Origin of the sequence: Geobacillus uzenensis, assembly GCF_002217665.1 — a bacterium.
Taxonomy (GTDB): domain Bacteria; phylum Bacillota; class Bacilli; order Bacillales; family Anoxybacillaceae; genus Geobacillus; species Geobacillus subterraneus.
The window spans coordinates 75,782-94,987 of the sequence record NZ_NEWL01000008.1; the positions used below are offsets into that span (position 1 = coordinate 75,782).

The following is a 19,206-nucleotide window of genomic DNA, read 5'->3' on the forward strand; positions in this document are numbered from 1 at the left end:
CTACATGACGGCAATATACAACTCTCTTTTTCAAGACTAGCGAAAAAATGATTGATGAATATTTTTAGGCTGTTGTTTTCAATTGCCGCCCGTAAAACAACAGCCGTTTGCCAGACGATCGACATGCTGGCAAACGGCCGATTCGAACGATAATCAACGTTCATTAGCGGTGCGGCCCGCTTCGTAAATTTTCAAGTTATGATAGACGGTTTCAAGCATCGGGGCGTGGATGTCATACTGTTTCGCCAGCTCCAGCAAATACCCTTGCAAATGATCGGCTTCAATCGGCAGCCCTTTTTCCATATCACGCTGCATCGATGACTTCATCGTCGGGGCGATCTGTTCGAGCTGAACGCGCTGTCGTTCTGCCATCTCCTCAGTGAGCGGCGCGCCGTGCGCTTGCATAATCATTTTGATTTCCCCAAGCAGTCGGCTGATGATGACGCTCCCGTACTCGCCGGAACGAATCGGCCCGATCGGAGCGCGAAACAGCGTCGTCACCCCTGACATAGTGGCAATAAACAAATACTTGTTCCACATGTCCGAAACGATTCGCTCACTTAACCGAAACCGGGCATTGGCGCCGGCAAACAACGATTCCAACGCTTTCACCCGCCCTGTCCGTTCTCCCGACCACTCGCCGAAACGAACTTCATGGGCCGGACTTGTTTGAACGATTTCCCCTTTTTCGTTTAACGTCGTTTCGATGAAACAAAGACCCCCCAACACCTTGTCATCGCCAAATGACTCCCGCAACACATCCATATGGGCCATGCCGTTTAAGAGTGGCAAAATCATCGTTGTCTCACCGACGTACGGTTTAGCATCAGCGATGGCGCCCGCCAAATGATACGCCTTGTTTGAAAACACAACAAGATCGAACGGCTCCGTCCGTTCACCGGCCGCGATCAGTTTCGGCGCGAGCACTGCATCGCCGTGAACGCTGCGGATGACAAGCCCGCGTTCCTCAAGCTCCCGCTTTCTCCGCTCACGGACGAGAAATGTCACATCGACGCCTTTTTCGAGCAGGCGTCCGCCGAAATAGCCGCCAACCGCCCCCGCTCCCACGACAAGAACGCGCATGTTATGTATCCCCCTTTTCCCACATGTTCATAGCCAAGCCTAGGCTGGAATGGACAGCGTTTCGATGCAGACGTTGAAAAAAGGAAGAAGGGGACCCCCCTCCTTCCTTTCCAGCCGCTAGCAGCAACGCGACACTTTGCCGCCCTTGGCATTGTAGCGCGCCTCTTGCGCCTCGCAGAAAAACTCTTTCCGCGACTTGATCGGCTCACCCGGATGATGGGTTTTCATATGCTCGACATATTTTTCATAACTCGGCACGCCGACAAGCAAGTCAAGAAACTGCCGGCGATAGGCCAACACAGTTTGCAGCCATTTAGGCATAATGCTTCGCTCCTTCTCCATCGCGCGGCACGTACGGCGCTTCTTTGAGCGGCACATGTTTGTTTTGCAGCACTTTGATCCAGATGTTCAACGCCGAGATCAACATCGCAATCACAACGAGCATGAAAATCGCACACAATGTCGCATCAATGTAGTCGTTCATAATAATTTGCCGCATTTGCGCCTCATTCGTGGCCGGCGCCAAAATTTTGCCTTGGCTCAAGCTGTCTTGGAACATTTTCGCATGCGACAAGAAACCAATTTTAACGTTTTCATGGAACAGCTTTTGATACCCCGCCGTCAACGTGACGACCAAAAGCCATGTCGTCGGCACGAGCGTCACCCAAACATAAGCCTTTTTGCCCATTTTAAATAGAATGGTCGTCGCAAACAACAAGGCGATGCCCGCCAACATTTGGTTGGCGATGCCAAACAGCGGCCATAGGGTGTTGATGCCCCCAAGCGGATCGACGACGCCTTGGTACAGGAAGTAACCCCACGCCAACACACAAAGGGTCGTGGCGATCAAGTTCGAGGCAAGCGAATCCGTTTTGCCGAGCGGCTTGTAGAACGTGCCCATAATGTCTTGGATCATGAAACGGCCGACACGCGTGCCGGCGTCAATTGTCGTCAAGATGAACAGCGCTTCAAACAAGATGGCGAAGTGATACCAGAATGCCATCAATGCCTTGCCGCCAATGACGCTCGACAAAATGACCGCCATCCCGATGGCCAGCGTCGGCGCCCCGCCGGTGCGCGACAACACCGTTTGTTCACCGACATCTTTCGCCAGCTCCGTCAACATGTCAGGAGTGAGCGTAAACCCCCACGACGATATGACTTTGGCGGCCTGCGCCACATCCGCCCCGATTACCGCCGCCGGGCTGTTGATGGCAAAATACACCCCCGGCGTCAAGACGCAAGCCGCCACCATCGCCATAACCGCGACGAACGACTCCATCAACATCGCACCGTAGCCGATCGTCCGCGCATGGCTTTCAAGCTCAATCATCTTCGGCGTCGTGCCGGATGAAACGAGCGCGTGGAACCCGGACACCGCCCCGCAGGCGATCGTAATGAACAAGAACGGGAACAAGTCGCCGGCAAACACCGGTCCCGTTCCATCAACAAATTTCGTTACAGCCGGCATTTGCAAATCAGGCGTAACGACTAAAATGCCGAGTGCTAGTCCAACAATCGTGCCGATTTTCAAAAATGTGCTCAAATAGTCGCGCGGCGCCAACAGCAGCCACACCGGCAGCGCCGAGGCGACAAAACCGTAAATAATCATCAAGATCGCGATCGTTTCGCCTTTTAACGTAAACATTGCCGAGAGCGTTGGATGCTCCGCAACGTATTGCCCGGCCACGATCGACAAAATCAATAATACAAATCCCCCGAGCGACGCCTCGGCAACACGCCCCGGGCGAATGAAGCGCATGTAAATGCCCATCAAAATCGCAATCGGAATCGTCGCGGCGATCGTAAACATCCCCCACGGGCTTCCGACAAGCGCTTTCACAACAACGAGCGCCAATACGGCCAATAAAATAATCATAATGCCCAAAATGCCAAGCGCTGCGATCAAGCCCGTCACCGGTCCCATTTCTTCCTTGATCATTTCGCCAAGCGACTTCCCATTGCGGCGCATCGACGCAAACAAAATGACAAAGTCTTGCACCGCGCCGCCGAGCACAACGCCAATGATGATCCAAAGCGTCCCGGGCAAGTACCCCATCTGCGCAGCCAAAATCGGTCCGACAAGCGGTCCGGCGCCGGCAATGGCGGCGAAGTGATGCCCGAACAGCACCCATTTGTTCGTCGGGACATAGTCTTTCCCGTCGTTAAACACTTCAGCCGGCGTTTTTCGGTTATCATCAAGACCGAACACTTTGTGGGCGATAAACCGGCTGTAAAAACGATAGGCGACCGCATACGTGCAGACGGCGGCGACGATCAGCCACATGGCGTTGACCGACTCACCGCGGCTTAAAGCCAAAATGGCAAACGCGGCAGCCCCGAGGACGGAAATGAGCCCCCATAACAAGATCGATTTTAGTCCCTTCACACCTGTTCCTCCTTTTCAGCAGAAAGATTCTACACATTACTATTATATTCATTATTCCGAAAAATCGAAAGGCATTTTTCTTCCTTTGGCCCGCCCATTGTTTTCCTCTTATAAGGGGTGCGCTCCTGCTTTATTATTTCGAAAAAGTATAAATTAGGACTTTCGTGCGAAAAATGTAATTGCGCGCCACCCGTTTCCCTTTTTTTGATAGATGTCTCGTTTTTGCTGCTGTCCACTCCATCACATGGTGCAACGGATGAAGCAACCATCATCACCATTATCTTAGCAAAGGGTCGAGAAAGTGAAAACGATCGAGGCATTGTTGTGGAGCATCGCCTTGCCTGGCTTCGGGCAACTGTTGAACAAAAAATATATCAAAGGAATTTTGTTTATTGCGTTGGAATTTGTGATTAATACCCAATCTCACTTCAACGAAGCCATCCATCTCAGCTTTTTGGGACGTACGGATGAGGCGGCCCGCATCATCGACATCGGATGGCTGATGTTTTATCCATGTCTATACTTTTTTGCCATGTGGGATGCGTTTAAAGACGCCGGGGGAGGACGGACACCGTACTCATTTTTGCCGTTTGTCGTCTCCGCCTACTTTGTGACGATCGGCTTGATGTACTCAACGCACGTAACGGTTGGCGGCGTATTTTTCGGACCGATTTGGCTGCCGATGTTATCCGTCATCCCCGGGCTGGTCATTGGTTGGCTATTGCAGTTCCTTTTGTTGAAATGGAAGCAACCGTCTATTTCATAACCGCTCCATCAGAAAAGCCGCCAATCATTCGTTGGCGGCTTTCGGCTGCGGTTCTTTGGCGGCTTTCCTTTTTTTCAGCGTTCCAACTGTAAGGACAGCGGCAACAACAAGCAGCTCAAATCCGTATTTAATCACAGGGTTGGCAAAGTACTCTTTCAAAAACGGCTCGCCGACAATCATTTTTGACGCTGTCCAAGCAAGAACGCCAGCGCCGATCGTGATAATGATCGGGAAGCGTTCAATCCATTTTAAAATGAGCGTGCTGCCCCATACCATGATTGGAACAGAAATGAGCAGCCCAAGGATAACAAGGAGAAAACTTCCATGCGCGGCACCGGCGACCGCCAACACGTTGTCAAGCCCCATCAACGCATCGGCAATAATAATCGTGCGCATCGCTTCCCATAAACTTCCCCCAGCCTCGATATCATCGTGCCCCTTTTCCTCAACGAGCAGCTTGTAAGCGATCCAGACAAGTAAGAGACCGCCAACAAGCAAGAGGCCTGGAATTTTAAGAAGCCATACAACGAAAATCGTTGCTAACGCCCGAACAACAACGGCGCCGGCCGTTCCCCAAATGATGGCCTTTTTTTGCTGATGCTTTGGCAAGTTGCGGGCCGCGAGTCCGATGACAATCGCATTATCCCCCGCCAAGACAAGGTCAATAATGATAATGGACAGCAACGCTGTCCAAAACTCTGGAGAAAAGAAATCCACAGCATTGTCCCCCTTTATAGGTTATATTTTTCTTTTAATGAAACTGGAGCCATCTTAATAACTTGCTGCAAAATAAACATGAAAACGGCCAAATCATCGATAAAACCAAATAACGCGAGAAAATCAGGAATAAGATCAAACGGCAACGCCATATACAGCAGCAATAGCCCAATCGCGAATGCTTTTTTTTGCATCGGCACATCGCGTGAGACGAAAAATTCAAGCAAAAACGGAAGAAAGCGTCGGACGTTTACGATGAAGCGAAGTCGTTTCCACCACTTGCGCACGTCATCTCCCTCCGTATTTATCATCGTTTATCCCATTAAGAATCGAGCCCATCTTCCTTTACGATTAGCTTCCCCCTTTCGTTTCGTAAAAATAAGAAAAGACCTTTGCCATACTTGGTAAAGGTCTTTAAGCAAACAAAGACCTTTACCGCAGCAGGTAAAGGTCTCGCTAACAACGTCACCGTTGCCAACAAAGCCGAGGGCGTACACCCTGAACTGACGACTTTGTTGTTAAAGCTACTCCCCTTTAACAAAAGGATATTTACTTTTTACAATTCCATGATATTCAATGTTTATGCGTGCTGTCAACGCAATTTTTTTCTAACCGCAATAAAAAATCGAACTTTCCATCCCGGACGGAAGAAGGAACGGAACGTCTGCCTTCGAAACCGACTGATAATTTCTTGCTCCTTCCGTTTTTTACTGCGCTGCCGTAAACTTTAAACCGATGATCCCGACGAGAATAAACAACAAAAAGATGATCCGCGGCGCGTTGACGGGTTCGTTTAAAAACATCATGCCAATGACGACCGCTCCAAGCGCTCCAATTCCTGTCCATACCGCGTAGGCGGTGCCGATCGGCAAAGTTTTTGTCGCAATCGATAAAAAGTAAAAGCTGGCGATCATCCCGGCAACGGTCACGGCAGACGGCCACAGGCGGGTGAACCCAGCCGTATATTTCAAGGAAATGGCCCAGACGATTTCGAAGATCCCGGCGACAATTAAGTATATCCACGCCATGTTTCATTCCTCCTTTCAAAAAATAAAAAAGCCGTGAGAAATATCAAAATGATACTCCTCCCGGGCTTTTGTCCCTCCGTGTACGCGAGAATGCCGCGCGTTTTCTCTCGGTCGCAGGCCAGCCGCAAAGCAGCCGCGGAACCCTAGAAAACCTTTTTCTTCCTTTATCCGCTGTTATTGTATCATGTTCGTTGCCAACCGGCAACTGATTTGACTTGCCGCATTATCATCATAGAAGAAAGCAGACGGGACATGCCCACCTGCCTTATACCGGATCGTTATCAACATCGCTGTACGATTCAATCGCTTGATCGAGCGCCCGATAGGCCTCAGCGAAAGCGTTTGTCGCCGATTCATCTCCCGCCTCGGCCAGCTCCATTCGTGCATTGCGTGCGTGAGTCACCGCACGAATGACATCTTCGATCATTTGCCGTTTGTCCCCGGCGCTCGCTTTTAACCGTTCAAGCTCATGAATCGCCCCATCAAGACTCGTCGAGCGCGGTTCGTCAAACGATTGTTCCAGCTGCTCTTTCACACGCTCTAATATTTCTTTCATCATCGCCCATCCTTTCTTTATTCGTTGTCATCCGCTAGTGTGGGCGATTGGCGGCAAACTATGCACTACTAAGACGCTGATGTTTATTCATTTACGTGCACATCTTTCAAACCAGCCCAAAACGCGGCGATGATCGACAGAGCGACGATGATCATCGGCGCATACATGATCAAAAATGTTTGCATCATCCTTTCCCTCCTTCCCATTTTCCTTTAACGTATGCCTTGTTAAACAAGAAAAGGCGCATAAGCAAATAAAGTGACGGAATTAATAACAGGAGGCCGGCAATAAACGCAACGATCAACGCCATAGCCATCGTCTCATTCGTAAACCCGTCATAAATTGTCAAATACGGGTATAACAAATAGGGATAATGTGAAATGCCATAGGCGTAAAAGGCGAACGCATATTGAAACAAAAGCGCAATAAACGCCCAGCCGAACCGCCGTTGCCGCCAAAGCAGCCAAACGGTGACGACAAAAAACAAAAAAGAGACAGCCAGCATCCATGCCACGTTCCATAGGTTGGCGTAATGCTCGGGATTATGGTAGCGAAGCTGATAAATAATGAGCAGCGCTGACAACATCGTCGGCCCGCTCCAAAGAAGAGCGTAGCGGCGCAACAGCGCCCGCGCCCGTTCATCCTTGGCCGCGTCCGCATAATACGTTAAGAAAACGGCAGAAATGTAAAGAACGCTCGTCACACTTAACAGCACAATGCTCCATGACAACGGGCTTGCAAACAGCTTCCCATAATCAAGCGCAACGCCTGAGGCGCCTGCCTCTACAAACCCGCCTTCGGAAATCGTCAACACAATGGACAGCGAGGCCGGAATAAACAACCCCGTCAATCCATAAGCGATTAAATACCAGTTCCGTTCCGTCCCCCCATACGTATGAAACGCGTAGTACGAGCCGCGAATAGCTAACAAAATGATCGAGATGCTCGCCGGGACAAGCAAAATAGAACCATAATAATACGCCGTTTTCGGAAAAAAGCCGACAATGCCGACAAAGAAAAAGACAAGAAAGACGTTCGTCACTTCCCATACAGGGGAAAGATAGCGCTGAATGATGCGGTGCAAAATATGCTGTTTGTTTGCCCAATGGCTATAGGCGCTGAAAAACCCAGCCCCGAAATCAATCGAAGCAACGATAATGTACCCGAACAAAAACAGCCATAACACCGAGATGCCAATGACTTCGAGCGTCATGGCGCCACCTCCCCGTTATTAGCCCGCTCTGCCAGCTCCCGTTCAACCGGGTTGCGGCGGAACATACGGACGAGCACTGTTGCGCTTGCAATTACTAACACCATATACAAAAGGCAAAACAACACAAGCATCGTATCCACATGCGCAGACGATGTCGCTCCTTCCGCCGTTTTCATATAGCCGCGCAAAATCCACGGCTGCCGCCCGACTTCCGCTAAGTACCATCCCGCCTCAATCGCAACCATCGCCAGCGGCCCTCCCGCCACCAGGAGTCCAAAAAACCACTTTTTCGCCGTCCATTTCCAGCGGAAAATCGATCCGAGCCAATACGCGGCTGCGACAACCATTAAAAACACCCCGATCGTGACCATCACATTGAATAAGTAATGAATGTATAGCGGCGGACGCTCATCTTCTGGAATATCATTTAATCCAGTCACAACCGCAGCGGGATGGTTATGGGCTAAAATACTGAGGGCGTATGGAATTTCTAAAGCATATTTCACTTCCCCGTCTTCTCCGAGCGTGCCGAACAGGATCAACGGTGCATGGGAGCCCGTTTCAAAATGCCATTCGGCCGCCGCCAGTTTTTCCGGCTGGTATTGGGCCAAAAATTTACCCGACAAGTCGCCGACAAGCGCGCTCGCCACTGAGAAAATCAACGCTGTTTTCATCGTTAAATGAAGCGCCTTGCGGTGATACACATGGCGGTTTCCCTTCCATAAATGCCAAGCGGCGATCGAAGCGAGCACGAACGCTGACGTCATATACGCCGTTGCCAGCACATGAGCGACTTTCGTCGGCATGGCCGGATTGAACATCGCGGCGATCGGGTCGATGTTGACGAGCTCGCCATTTTTCAGTTCAAAGCCTTGCGGCGTGTTCATAAACGCGTTCACCATTGTAATGAACATGGCCGACGCCGAAGAGCCGATCGCCACCGGGATAAGCAAAAGCAAATGTTTTTTCTGATTTTCAAACCGATCCCATGTATACAAATAAATACCGAGGAAAATCGCTTCAAAAAAGAAGGCGAACGTCTCCATGAACAGCGGCAAGCTGATCACCTGGCCAGCCAGCTGCATAAAGTTCGGCCACAAAAGCGACAGCTGCAAGCCGATCGCTGTTCCTGTCACCACGCCAACCGCTACGGTGATGACAAAACCGCGCGTCCAGCGGCGAGCGAGCAAAATATAATGCATATCACGTTTGCGAATCCCAACCCATTGGGCAATAGCGATCATCAGTGGAATCCCGACGCCGATCGTGGCATAAATGATATGGACCGTCAGTGTCAATCCCGTCAAAATACGGCTAAGCAGCACCGGATCGTAGCCGTTCACGATTCATCCCCCCTTATGAAAACAAGCGGCCAATCAAGGAAAGCAAGACAACAGCCGCAACAGCAAAGCTAACGAACACAAGCGTTTTTTCGTGCCGCTTCCACATATCCATCCCCCCGGATGAGCAAACAGTGATGAAGAATTTGTGACAGCCATCACAAATTATCCACTTTATATTATTTCATAAAATCGGGCACGCTATCCGGCATGATTTCGAATAATTTGTGTCATTTTTCACATATTCATTGTGACAAACAAAAAAAGCAGGATATCCCTGCCCTAATGTTATAAATATTTCCGATGCACCGTCTTCCCATCATACGTAAACAACATCGGCTTTTCCTCGACGACCGTCTCCATATGGACGGGTCGTCCCCACAACTGATAAATATATGGCAACACTTTTTCTAAATATTTCAGATCCAATTCAATTCCCTCGTACCAATGCTTTAAATACAACTCCCCGTTGCGCATATAGTCGCCGTCATTCACCGTAATGTACGGGAATCCGCCGTTAACCCGCATGCTGACGAGCTGATCGCGGATATGCTCCCAATGTTTGTCAACAATTTTGTAATCTTTCCCTTGCTTTTGAAATAAATACATATCTTCACGCATAATCAGCTCTTTCGTCAAATAGTTGCGCAAAAACGAAATGTCGGACTCCAACTCACGCACTTCGAACAGTTTTGCCCGTCCTGATCCTGGTTTAATTCCATATTTTCTCATCTCTTCCGTCGGGTTGTTCCACCGCTCTTCGATGTCTTCAAAAATTTTCAACCCTAAATAGTACGGATTGATGCCAGTGCGCGATGGCTGCACAACGTTGGCGTTCAGCTTGGCAAACTCGATCGCTTCATCGCTCGTCAAATCCATCTCGCGCAAAATGCGCTGATGCCAATACGTCGCCCATCCTTCGTTCATGATTTTCGTCTCGAGCTGCGGCCAAAAATAGAGCATTTCTTCGCGCATCATCGTCAAAATGTCACGCTGCCAATCTTCGAGTTCACGGCTGTATTCTTCAATGAACAACAGCACATCTTTTTCCGGCTGCGGCGGAAACTTGCGTCGTTTTTTCCGCGGCGGTGTTTTTGGCTTGTTCCGCTCATCAAGCGACCAGAGGTCATCATATGGCGACGGTGTTTTTGCCGATTCTTCTTCCTCATACACCTCCGTATCTTCCCATGTCCACGACAGCTTCGGCCGCAACAGCGAGGGGTCGATATGCTCTTGAATGGCCAAGACAGCATCTAAAAATTTTTCCACTTCCAGTTTTCCGTATTGATGTTCATAATGTTTAATGCGCTCAGCCGTCGCCGCCATGCTTTCGACCATATCGCGCTTCGTGTTGCTAAAGCGGACGTTGTTTTTGAAAAAGTCGCTATGCGCCAACACGTGGGCGACGATCAACTTATTTTGAATGAGCGTGTTCGTGTCAAGCAAAAAGGCATAACAAGGATTCGAATTGATGACGAGTTCGTAAATTTTGCTTAATCCTAAGTCGTAATGCAGCTTCATTTTGTAAAACTGCTTACCAAAACTCCAATGGGAAAAACGCGTCGGCATTCCGTAGGCGCCAAACGTGTAAATAATGTCCGCCGGGCAAATTTCATAGCGCATCGGGTAAAAATCCAACCCAAATCCTTCAGCAATTTCCGTAATCTCAGCAATCGCCCGTTCCAGCTCTTTCAGCTCGTCCTGCCGCATCCCAATTTCCCTCCCTTTCCCCTTATCACAATGTATGAGGGAAACGGCGTTTTGATACGTGCAATCGTTTGGCATGAACATGCAGCGCCTCATTTTCATTTGCTGACCGTTGGATTATAATGGTCATACAAAAGAAATCGCAACAAAGCGTGGTGATGATTTGCAACATTATTTGCACTATCTCATCGATCACTTTGGTTATATCGGTATTATGATCGCGCTTATGCTCGGCATTGTTGGACTGCCGATCCCCGACGAGCTGCTGTTGACATATGCCGGCTACCGCGTCTCGACCGGTGCATTTTCGTATCCGCTCACCTTTTTTTCCTGCTCATTCGGGGCAGCCATCGGCATTTCGCTTAGCTATATTCTTGGGTTTACGCTCGGCTTGCCGTTTTTGCATAAATTCGGCCCGAAGCTTCATCTGACAGAAAAACGGCTCGAGCAAACGAAAGCGCTATTCTCGAAGTTCGGCCCGGCGGTATTATTCATTTGCTATTTCATCCCAGGCGTTCGGCATCTCGCCGCCTTTTGGGCCGGCATGAACGCCTACCAGTGGAGAAAGTTTGCCTTGTTCGCCTACAGTGGAGCGATGGTGTGGGTCGCTGTCTTTTTGACGATCGGTGCCTACTTTGAGAGCCGCTGGACGGCCGTCAAGCAGTACATCGATGCCTACCGTCCACTGTTATTTCCTGTGTTTCTCATCGTTTTCGGCTTTGCCCTCTTCTATTGGCACACCCGACAAAAACGAAAAACACCGGATTGAACACCGGTGCTTTTTCTTTTCCTGCCTATACTATACGTTTTCGGTTGAATTGCAGCGATACGTTTCCATCAGCAATCCCATAAACAAACCAAAGCCAAACATCACCATCGAGGCCCCGATGATTCCGAGGCTGACGATCGTTAAGAAAAAGTCCTTGTTGTAAGCGCTTGCGATAAAACTAAGCAAAAAAAGCGCTGTTCCAACAATTAAGCCGACGGACGCCATCCATTTGCACATCCTCGTGATTTCTTGTCCCTCGTGCCGCTTGTTCACTCTCATCATCCCCTTGCTTAAAGGATACTATCCTTGTCACAAAATTGCAACATTTATTTTTCCTTTTTTATCTCCATTTCGGTTATAATTTATATTTTCCCTTATGACACAACATTTACAGGGCAACAAAACGTCTTAGCGTCATACACTAACAATGACTCCTTCTCGATAAAGGAGGCATGCCGCTTGAACACCGTCGACTACGATAAGGCGCTCTATTATACACATCGCTCCGAGTGGGACAATTTGCTCATTTTAATGGTGCGCACGCCTGATGACATGCTGTCGAAAAAAATTGAAAAGTTTCTCCACGCCTATAATTTCGAACACGACTATTCCGTCATTCAGGAGAGGCTCTCGGCCTTGTTGCGCTACATCGACCACGCGCTTGAAGTGAGCGAACAAAAAATGGGAGTCGAGCAGTACGCCTATTTTTACTCGTAAATCAAGCGGGGAATTGGTTTGCTCCAATTCCCCGCCGTTGTTTGTCCGCTGGTTATTGAGCGTAAGAAGGCGAAACGGTGCGCAACACGTCGTGCACTCGTTGCATGACAGCATCAGTAAGGTTAGCCAGCTTCTCTTCGCTGTCTTGCAGTGATGTTCCTTTAACGCCAAAATACGCTTTCATTTTCGGCTCCGTCCCCGACGGACGCAAGCAAAACCACGAGCCATCCTCCAATACGTATTTCAACACGTTCGAAGCAGGGAGCGTGATCGCCGTTTTCTCCCCGGTTACTGTGTTCGTCCGCTCCTTCGTTTTGTAATCCTCGATCACCGTCACCTTTTTCCCCCCGGCCTCCACCGGCGGTTGCTGACGGAATAAAGCTAAAATGGCGGCGATCGTTTCCGCTCCTTCTTTGCCCTTTAATGTGAGCGATCGTTGCCCTTCACGGTAGTACCCGTACTTAGCAAACAACTGAAGAAGCGCTTCATACAGCGACAGCCCTTGCTGTTTGTAAAACGCGCACACTTCCGCCGCAAGGACAGCCGCTTGTACCGCGTCCTTGTCGCGGGCAAAATCCCCGATCAAATACCCGTAGCTTTCCTCATAGCCGAACTGGAACGTATACTGCCCTGTCTGTTCGTATTCCTTGATTTTTTCACCGATGAATTTAAACCCGGTCAGCGTATCGATCGTCTCCAAGCCGAACGAGGCGGCAATCGCCCGCCCGAACTCGGACGTGACGATCGTTTTTAAAACGACGCCATTTGGCGGAAGCAGGCCTTTTTCCTTCCGCTGCGACAATAAATAATGAAGCAGCAGCCCGCCCGTTTGGTTGCCGGTTAAGACGATGTACTCCCCTTGCTCATTTTTTACAGCAATGCCGAGCCGGTCTGCGTCCGGGTCAGTGGCGATGAGCAAATCAGCATTGACTTGCTTGCCGAGTTCAATCGCCAAAGCGAAGGCTGCGTGCTCTTCCGGATTCGGTGAAGCGACGGTTGAAAAATTCGGATCCGGCTGTTCTTGCTCCTTGACGACAAAGACGTTTTGGTAACCAAGTTCAGCCAGCGCACGGCGCACCGGCTTGTTCGACGTGCCGTGGAGCGGCGTGAACACGATGTTCATATCCGTTTCCTTAGCCAGTTCCGGATGAAGCGAAATCGTTTTGACAGCGTCTATGTACGCATCGTCGATTTCTTTTCCGATGATACGAATCAGCCCTTTTTGCTTTAACGTTTCCTCATCCTCGACACGAACGGCGAGCTCATTGTCGACCTCATTAACGTAGCGGATCACCTCATCTGCAGTGTCCGGAGGCAGCTGCCCGCCATCTTCACCATATACTTTGTAACCGTTATATTCCGGCGGGTTGTGGCTGGCGGTAATCACAATGCCGGAAAACGCCCGCAGATGGCGAACGGCAAACGACAGCTCCGGCGTCGGCCGCAATTCATCAAACACATATGTTTGAATGCCGTTTGTAGCCAATGTTTTCGCCGCTTCCATAGCGAATTCCGGCGATTTATGCCGCGAGTCGTAGGCGATGACGACACCGCGCTGTTTCGCCTCATCGCCAAAGGATTGTATGTATCGTGCCAAGCCTTCCGATGCTTTGCGGACCGTATAAATGTTCATTCGGTTCGTCCCCGGCCCGATTTCACCGCGCATACCGCCGGTTCCAAATTCCAAATTTTTGTAAAAAAAATCTTCGAGCCACCGCTCGTCGTCGCGGTGCTGCTCCAAGATGTTTCTCAGTTCCGGATCTAGCTGCGGCTCACGAAGCCATTGTTCATATTTTTGTCTCCACTCCATCCATTTTACCCCCAATCTTTCTTTCTCCTGTTTATGTATTCGTTCCCATCATACAATATACCTGCTAAAAGAAAAAGGATGTCCTGGAAAATAAGGACATCCTTTTTCTTCCATTATCCTTGCGGCTGCGACGGTTCAGAAATGTTTGTTAACGCTTGTTCCGCCGCTTCATTCGATGCGCTGTTTGTCGCGATATCCCCTAAAGCGACGATGCCTTGAAGCTGGTTGTTCTCTACAATCGGCAAACGGCGAATTTGATGCTGCGCCATGACGTTAGCCGCATCTTGGACGCTCATGTTCGGCGTGCCAGTGACGACTTGGTTGGTCATGACGTCCGACACTTTTACGGTCGCCGGGTTTTTCCCTTGGGATGAAACGCGCAGCGTAATGTCGCGGTCTGTAATCATCCCTTTGACTTGCCCGTTTTCCACAACCGGGAGCGCGCCAATATTTTTTTGGCTCATGATTTGCGCTGCTTCTTGCACCGTTTGGTTCGGCGAAATGGTCGCGACGTTTTTCGTCATAATGTCCTGCACTTTGTTTCCGCTGTTATTGGTCAATGTGATCCTCCCCTTTCACCGATTAGTATGGCTCGTTTGTCGGGCGATATAGATAGAAAATATCCCCTTTTCCGGTCGCGAATGGACGTGCCATTTTTCTTCCCTTATAATGGAGTTAAGCTCTTTCAATGAAATGGCCGTCAGGAATACAATCCTGAAAAAGGGTTCATCACCAAAAGATGTACTTGCACCTGTCATGAAAGTATGTTAGCTGTTTCCAGCCGAACCCGCAGTGCAAAACGCTGGATATTTCGGTATCCGTATCCCCGACGTTTCATCAGCTTGATCTTCTCTAAGTACTAACGAGCTCTACCTGCCTCTTCCTCTACCAGCTGTTTCGAGGATGCTCGGTGCGTCGAGGCAACTCGCAGCAAACTCAAAGATGCAGCGCTCGTTGCTGAGCTAATGGCTCATAGCAATCATAACACTCTAAGTACTAACGAGCTCTACCTGCCTCTTCCTCTACCAGCTGTTTCGAGGATGCTCGGTGCGTCGAGGCAACTCGCAACAAACTCAAAGATGAGAGTACATGCGAATTTCCCTCCATGGTTTGGTTTGGTCACCTTTACCATACAGGAAAATTCGCATTTTTTGTACCCTCTATGCACACCTACCTTAAATGATCAAGTACAACTTGTGGTGAAGAGCCTGAAAAAGCCTATTTTCCCGCTAATTTCCTGGTTGAGATGGCATAGCACTCCATAAGAAAGAAGGTGAATAGGTGGGGAAAGAAAATTTGCTTTTGGCCGCTTGGTTGACAGCGCTTGTTGCCACCCTTGGAAGTTTATACTTTTCCGAAGTGCTCCATTTTATTCCTTGTGACTTATGCTGGTTTCAACGCATTTTTATGTATCCGCAAGTCATCATTTTAGGGATCGCCATCGCCCGTAAAGATTTTGCAGCTGCTCGTTACAGCTTGGCGCTATCACTTGTCGGCGGCATGATTTCCTTATATCACTATGCCCTGCAAAAGATCCCGTTTTTCCAAGATTACGCCATCAGCTGCGGCCGCGTCCCATGTACAGGGCAATACATTAACTGGCTTGGCTTTATTACCATTCCATTTTTGGCGTTGACAGCCTTTACCATGATTATTTTCTTAAGCCTTGCTGTCATGCGCCGGCAACAGGAGGAGAGCGAACGTTGAAAAAACTGCTCATATTTGGCAGCATCATTGTCGCTTTATTTGCCGCTATTGCTTTTGTCACGTTGTATGAACAAAAAGAAGCAGCTAAACATAACCCTTATCAGAAAAATGAGCTGCATCCGGCCACCATCGATCAACTTGATGACCCGAATTACCAAAACATTATTTTGCCTGATGAGTTAAACCAACAGTTAGCCGATGGAAAATCACTTACCGTCTATTTTTACAGCCCGACATGCCCGCATTGTCGGCAGACAACGCCCATTGTCGTGCCGTTAACGAAACAGCTTGGCATCGATTTAAAACTGTTCAACTTGCTTGAATTTGAAGATGGGTGGGATGCATACCATATCGAAGCCACACCGACGATCGTTCATTACGAAAACGGAAAAGAGACGAAACGCATGGAAGGGTATCACGATGAACAAACGTTCCGCCAATGGTTTGCTTCATTGTCAGAACAAAAAAAATAAGGAGCTGCACCGGATGGCGGCTAGCTCCTTTTTTCTTACATCACCCACTGGCTCGTTGCAGGGAAATAGATGCTGCACGGCAACGCACGCTTACGGGTAAACTGCCTCGCCTCAAATGGAAAAGCGATGCCATGGCGAGCCAAAATCTTTTGATTGCGCGCAAACAACCATTCGTATTGTTCGCATTCCCCTTGTTCCCCAATATGTTCGATGACCGTGATCAACGACTGCAACGCTGAGATGATTTGGAACGCCTCCTTCATTGTTCCGTTATATGTAACATGCTCATGGTCCAACGAAAGAATGCCAAGTTCCTCAAATTGGTGAATTTGTTCATCATCGAAATAGTATGGGAAAATATCAGTGTAGAAATAATTTAACAAATAATGCATGTAATTTTCTTGCTCCGGAGTCACCGCGTACATAATTTTCAATGTTCATACCACCTTTTCTTGCCGCAATGCTTGCGTTCTCCATCGCGAAAACGATACTATGAGTGTATCATATTCAATGCACTTATAGGGGTAGAAAGTGTTTCCACGACTACAGAGAACTGGGAGGTGCAACAACGTTTGTGGACAAGAAAAGGCGATTGGCTTGAATGCATCATCCCCGCCCTATGGAGTGGGCTGACCATTGAGCAGCTGCTGAAAGAAGTATGGGCCGCGTCCAAAAAACTCGCCCACCGGTGGCGAATGGAACAGGGAGTCAAACTGAACGGCCAAGCCGTCTCCTGGCAGACGGCGCTTCGCGAACAAGACCGCCTTCAGTTTTACGCATATGAACCGGAGCCGTCACCAATCATTCCGGAATACCGGGAGCTTTCCGTCTTATGGGAAGACGATCATTTGCTCATCTTGAATAAAGAAGCCGGCATCGATATCCACCCGTCTGAGCCGGAGCAGACGGGCACGCTCGCCAATGCGGTCGCCTTTTATTTGCAGGCGCAGGCGATTTTGACCAAGATCCGCCATATTCACCGGCTCGACCGTGATACGTCAGGGGCGATTTTATTTGCCAAACACCCGCTCGCCGGGGCGACACTCGACCGAATGCTTGCCCGCCGTACCGTGAAACGAACGTACATCGCCCTCGTCCACGGCCGCCTGTCGCCGAAAGTCGGAACGATTTCCGCACCGATCGGCCGCGACCGCCATCATCCGACGCGCCGCCGCGTCTCGCGAACCGGGGCGAGAGCAGTGACGCACTATCGCGTGCTCCAAACGTTCCCCGCTGCGTCGCTTGTCGAGCTTACCCTTGACACCGGACGGACGCACCAAATTCGCGTCCATTTGGCCCATCTCGGCCATCCGCTCGTCGGCGACACGCTTTACGGCGGCCAGCCGATATTTCATCGTCATGCGCTGCATGCCGCTAAACTAACGTTCCGCCACCCGTTTACAAATGAGGAAGTCGTCTGCCTCGCACCGACGGACGACTTTCCCGTTCCCCTTCCATCCGTTTACAGCCAAGAACACTGCTAACGTTTCGCGGCACGCCAAAGCAGGCGCCCCCAAGGCAGACGCAAAAAAGGCAGACGTTTCCCCGTCTGCCTTACAAACGCAGCTGCTCTTCTTCAACGTCCGCCGTTTCGCTTTCTTCCTCTCGATCCGGTTCTTTTTTCACCACCTCGAGCGTCTTGACGTGATGACCATCCATCTCTTTGACCGTAAAAAGATAGTTGTCGATTTCCACAGTATCGCCTGTTTTGATGTCATAATGCTTCGTCAACACCCAACCGCCGATTGTATCGACATCGTCATCATCGATTTCAAGCCCTAACAAATCGTTCACTTCGCTAATGAGCACCTTGCCATCCAAAATGAACCGATCGCCAATGTTTTGGATAAGCGGCGTTTCATCGATATCGAACTCATCCTGGATTTCACCGACAATTTCTTCCAAAATATCCTCAACTGTTACCAATCCGGATGTGCCGCCGTACTCGTCGACTAAAATCGCCATATGGATGCGTTCTTTTTGCATTTTGACCAACAAATCGTGAATGGCGATCGATTCAATCACTTGAATAATCGGGCGGATATAGTCTTTGATCTGTTTATCATGGGACGGGTTGGCGATGAAATCCGTAAACACTTCCTTCACGTTAATGAGCCCGAGCACATGGTCCTTATCGCCATCAATGACCGGGTAGCGCGTATACTTTTCCTCCTGGATGATCTCCAGGTTTTCCTTCACGCTTTTGTTAATATCGAGCGCGACAATTTCTTTGCGCGGCACCATAATTTCCTTCGCTATGCGATCGTCAAAGCGGAAAATGTTGTTGACATAGCGATACTCGGATTGATTGATCTCCCCGCTTTTATAGCTTTCCGATAAAATTAGGCGCAACTCTTCCTCGGAATGGGCAATTTCGTGCTCCGCCACCGGCCTGAGGCCAAACAGGCGCGTCACTAATCGGGCTGTGTTATTTAACGACCAAATCACGGGGTACATGATTCTGTAAAACCAAATGAGCGGCTTGGCTGTCCACAGCGTAATCGCTTCTGCTTTATGAATAGCAAATGTTTTCGGCGCCAATTCGCCGACAACAACATGCAAAAACGTGATGAGCGAAAATGAAATAATAAACGCTAAAAAGTGGGAGACGGATTCCGATAAATGGAAACGTTCAAACAGCGGCAGCAACATCCGCGCCACCGTCGGCTCCCCCAACCAGCCAAGGCCAAGCGAAGTGAGGGTAATGCCAAGCTGGTTCGCCGATAAATAGCCATCCAAGTTCGAAATCACTTTTTTCGCCGCGATCGCCCGTTTATTGCCTTCATTGATAAGTTGGTCGATGCGCGTGCTGCGCACCTTGACGATCGCAAATTCCGAAGCGACGAAAAAGGCGGTGCAGGCAATAAGCAGCGCCACTAACAGCAAACTGGCTATGTCCAATTCATCTCCGAGCGCGGATGAAGCGCCCAG

General features: G+C 49.5%; 22 protein-coding genes, 1 pseudogene and 1 riboswitch. Of the genes and pseudogenes, 6 read left to right on the plus strand and 17 right to left on the minus strand.

Going from position 1 to position 19,206, the window contains the following annotated elements:
• Positions 1-153: 153 nt before the first annotated feature.
• From B9L21_RS13020 to B9L21_RS13030, 3 genes are all read right to left on the minus strand, one after another.
• On the minus strand, positions 154-1,083 hold the full coding sequence (locus B9L21_RS13020) for a ketopantoate reductase family protein (protein WP_063166685.1): 930 nt from the start codon (positions 1,081-1,083) through the stop codon (positions 154-156).
• Positions 1,084-1,200: 117 nt separating this feature from the next.
• Positions 1,201-1,404, minus strand: a complete 204-nt coding sequence (locus B9L21_RS13025; protein WP_015374005.1) for a YbdD/YjiX family protein — start codon at positions 1,402-1,404, stop codon at positions 1,201-1,203.
• Positions 1,397-3,472: a carbon starvation CstA family protein gene (locus tag B9L21_RS13030; protein WP_063166686.1), complete on the minus strand. Its 2,076-nt coding sequence runs from the start codon at positions 3,470-3,472 to the stop codon at positions 1,397-1,399. Before B9L21_RS13030 ends, B9L21_RS13025 begins: the two co-directional genes overlap by 8 nt.
• Positions 3,473-3,773: 301 nt before the next feature.
• Between B9L21_RS13030 and B9L21_RS13035 the strand changes: the two genes are divergently transcribed.
• Positions 3,774-4,238: a hypothetical protein gene (locus tag B9L21_RS13035; protein WP_063166687.1), complete on the plus strand. Its 465-nt coding sequence runs from the start codon at positions 3,774-3,776 to the stop codon at positions 4,236-4,238.
• Positions 4,239-4,262: 24 nt separating this feature from the next.
• On the opposite strand, the gene B9L21_RS13040 is transcribed toward B9L21_RS13035, so the two are convergent.
• From B9L21_RS13040 to B9L21_RS13070, 8 genes are all read right to left on the minus strand, one after another.
• A complete protein-coding gene (locus B9L21_RS13040; RefSeq protein WP_063166688.1) occupies positions 4,263-4,955 on the minus strand; it encodes a TerC family protein in 693 nt (230 codons plus the stop codon).
• Between the two features lie 14 nt (positions 4,956-4,969).
• The gene (locus B9L21_RS13045; RefSeq protein ID WP_063166689.1) at positions 4,970-5,242 is read right to left on the minus strand and encodes a YkvA family protein; all 273 of its coding nucleotides are present in this window, start codon (positions 5,240-5,242) and stop codon (positions 4,970-4,972) included.
• 420 nt (positions 5,243-5,662) lie between these two features.
• Entirely contained in the window at positions 5,663-5,983 is a 321-nt protein-coding gene (locus B9L21_RS13050) for a DMT family transporter (RefSeq protein ID WP_063166690.1), read from the minus strand.
• Positions 5,984-6,038: 55 nt separating this feature from the next.
• Positions 6,039-6,141, minus strand: a riboswitch (guanidine-I (ykkC/yxkD leader).
• 107 nt (positions 6,142-6,248) lie between these two features.
• Positions 6,249-6,539 carry a hypothetical protein gene (locus tag B9L21_RS13055; RefSeq protein WP_021322500.1) on the minus strand — a complete coding sequence of 97 codons (291 nt, stop codon included), beginning with the start codon at positions 6,537-6,539 and terminating at the stop codon, positions 6,249-6,251.
• A gap of 83 nt (positions 6,540-6,622) precedes the next feature.
• Positions 6,623-6,724, minus strand: coding sequence for a cytochrome bd oxidase small subunit CydS (gene cydS, locus B9L21_RS18300; protein ID WP_011230110.1), 102 nt, complete (start codon positions 6,722-6,724; stop codon positions 6,623-6,625).
• Positions 6,724-7,752, minus strand: a complete 1,029-nt coding sequence (locus tag B9L21_RS13060; RefSeq protein WP_063166691.1) for a cytochrome d ubiquinol oxidase subunit II — start codon at positions 7,750-7,752, stop codon at positions 6,724-6,726. Before B9L21_RS13060 ends, cydS begins: the two co-directional genes overlap by 1 nt.
• On the minus strand, positions 7,749-9,095 hold the full coding sequence (locus B9L21_RS13065; RefSeq protein ID WP_063166692.1) for a cytochrome ubiquinol oxidase subunit I: 1,347 nt from the start codon (positions 9,093-9,095) through the stop codon (positions 7,749-7,751). Before B9L21_RS13065 ends, B9L21_RS13060 begins: the two co-directional genes overlap by 4 nt.
• Positions 9,096-9,380: 285 nt before the next feature.
• Complete coding sequence (locus B9L21_RS13070) at positions 9,381-10,802, minus strand: SpoVR family protein (protein WP_063166693.1); 1,422 nt, start codon at positions 10,800-10,802, stop codon at positions 9,381-9,383.
• Between the two features lie 160 nt (positions 10,803-10,962).
• Between B9L21_RS13070 and B9L21_RS13075 the strand changes: the two genes are divergently transcribed.
• Positions 10,963-11,568 carry a DedA family protein gene (locus tag B9L21_RS13075; RefSeq protein WP_063166694.1) on the plus strand — a complete coding sequence of 202 codons (606 nt, stop codon included), beginning with the start codon at positions 10,963-10,965 and terminating at the stop codon, positions 11,566-11,568.
• A gap of 30 nt (positions 11,569-11,598) precedes the next feature.
• On the opposite strand, the gene B9L21_RS13080 is transcribed toward B9L21_RS13075, so the two are convergent.
• Positions 11,599-11,847 (minus strand): hypothetical protein, encoded by a 249-nt coding sequence (locus B9L21_RS13080; RefSeq protein ID WP_063166695.1) that lies wholly within the window; start codon positions 11,845-11,847, stop codon positions 11,599-11,601.
• 180 nt (positions 11,848-12,027) lie between these two features.
• Here B9L21_RS13080 and B9L21_RS13085 point away from each other — a divergent pair, with 180 nt between their 5' ends.
• Positions 12,028-12,285, plus strand: a complete 258-nt coding sequence (locus tag B9L21_RS13085; RefSeq protein ID WP_063166696.1) for a YhdB family protein — start codon at positions 12,028-12,030, stop codon at positions 12,283-12,285.
• Positions 12,286-12,337: 52 nt separating this feature from the next.
• On the opposite strand, the gene B9L21_RS13090 is transcribed toward B9L21_RS13085, so the two are convergent.
• The 3 genes and pseudogenes from B9L21_RS13090 to B9L21_RS17405 all read right to left on the minus strand — a co-directional run.
• A complete protein-coding gene (locus B9L21_RS13090) occupies positions 12,338-14,095 on the minus strand; it encodes a phospho-sugar mutase (protein ID WP_063166697.1) in 1,758 nt (585 codons plus the stop codon).
• Between the two features lie 113 nt (positions 14,096-14,208).
• Positions 14,209-14,655, minus strand: coding sequence for a CBS domain-containing protein (locus B9L21_RS13095; RefSeq protein WP_063166698.1), 447 nt, complete (start codon positions 14,653-14,655; stop codon positions 14,209-14,211).
• A 194-nt stretch (positions 14,656-14,849) separates the two neighbouring features.
• A pseudogene (locus B9L21_RS17405) lies at positions 14,850-14,945 on the minus strand (ISL3 family transposase); the annotation flags it as partial.
• Positions 14,946-15,376: 431 nt separating this feature from the next.
• Between B9L21_RS17405 and B9L21_RS13100 the strand changes: the two are divergent.
• Together B9L21_RS13100 and B9L21_RS13105 are read left to right on the plus strand one after the other, a co-directional pair.
• Complete coding sequence (locus B9L21_RS13100; RefSeq protein ID WP_063166699.1) at positions 15,377-15,802, plus strand: disulfide oxidoreductase; 426 nt, start codon at positions 15,377-15,379, stop codon at positions 15,800-15,802.
• Positions 15,799-16,275 (plus strand): thioredoxin family protein, encoded by a 477-nt coding sequence (locus tag B9L21_RS13105; protein ID WP_063166700.1) that lies wholly within the window; start codon positions 15,799-15,801, stop codon positions 16,273-16,275. Before B9L21_RS13100 ends, B9L21_RS13105 begins: the two co-directional genes overlap by 4 nt.
• Positions 16,276-16,310: 35 nt before the next feature.
• Here the strand turns inward: B9L21_RS13105 and B9L21_RS13110 are convergent, their stop codons facing one another.
• Entirely contained in the window at positions 16,311-16,709 is a 399-nt protein-coding gene (locus tag B9L21_RS13110; RefSeq protein ID WP_063166701.1) for a YhcU family protein, read from the minus strand.
• A gap of 138 nt (positions 16,710-16,847) precedes the next feature.
• Here B9L21_RS13110 and B9L21_RS13115 point away from each other — a divergent pair, with 138 nt between their 5' ends.
• Positions 16,848-17,759 carry an RluA family pseudouridine synthase gene (locus B9L21_RS13115; RefSeq protein ID WP_063166702.1) on the plus strand — a complete coding sequence of 304 codons (912 nt, stop codon included), beginning with the start codon at positions 16,848-16,850 and terminating at the stop codon, positions 17,757-17,759.
• Positions 17,760-17,829: 70 nt separating this feature from the next.
• On the opposite strand, the gene B9L21_RS13120 is transcribed toward B9L21_RS13115, so the two are convergent.
• Entirely contained in the window at positions 17,830-19,176 is a 1,347-nt protein-coding gene (locus tag B9L21_RS13120) for a hemolysin family protein (protein ID WP_063167415.1), read from the minus strand.
• Between the last annotated feature and the right edge of the window lie 30 nt (positions 19,177-19,206).

Coding starts and splice junctions, on each gene's coding strand:
- B9L21_RS13080 (WP_063166695.1), bottom strand. CDS start 11,847: ATGAGAGTGAACAAGCGGCACGAGGGACAAGAAATCACGAGGATGTGC.
- B9L21_RS13090 (WP_063166697.1), bottom strand. CDS start 14,095: ATGGAGTGGAGACAAAAATATGAACAATGGCTTCGTGAGCCGCAGCTA.
- B9L21_RS13050 (WP_063166690.1), bottom strand. CDS start 5,983: ATGGCGTGGATATACTTAATTGTCGCCGGGATCTTCGAAATCGTCTGG.
- B9L21_RS13025 (WP_015374005.1), bottom strand. CDS start 1,404: ATGCCTAAATGGCTGCAAACTGTGTTGGCCTATCGCCGGCAGTTTCTT.
- B9L21_RS13060 (WP_063166691.1), bottom strand. CDS start 7,752: ATGACGCTCGAAGTCATTGGCATCTCGGTGTTATGGCTGTTTTTGTTC.
- cydS (WP_011230110.1), bottom strand. CDS start 6,724: ATGCAAACATTTTTGATCATGTATGCGCCGATGATCATCGTCGCTCTG.
- B9L21_RS13055 (WP_021322500.1), bottom strand. CDS start 6,539: ATGAAAGAAATATTAGAGCGTGTGAAAGAGCAGCTGGAACAATCGTTT.
- B9L21_RS13070 (WP_063166693.1), bottom strand. CDS start 10,802: ATGCGGCAGGACGAGCTGAAAGAGCTGGAACGGGCGATTGCTGAGATT.
- B9L21_RS13020 (WP_063166685.1), bottom strand. CDS start 1,083: ATGCGCGTTCTTGTCGTGGGAGCGGGGGCGGTTGGCGGCTATTTCGGC.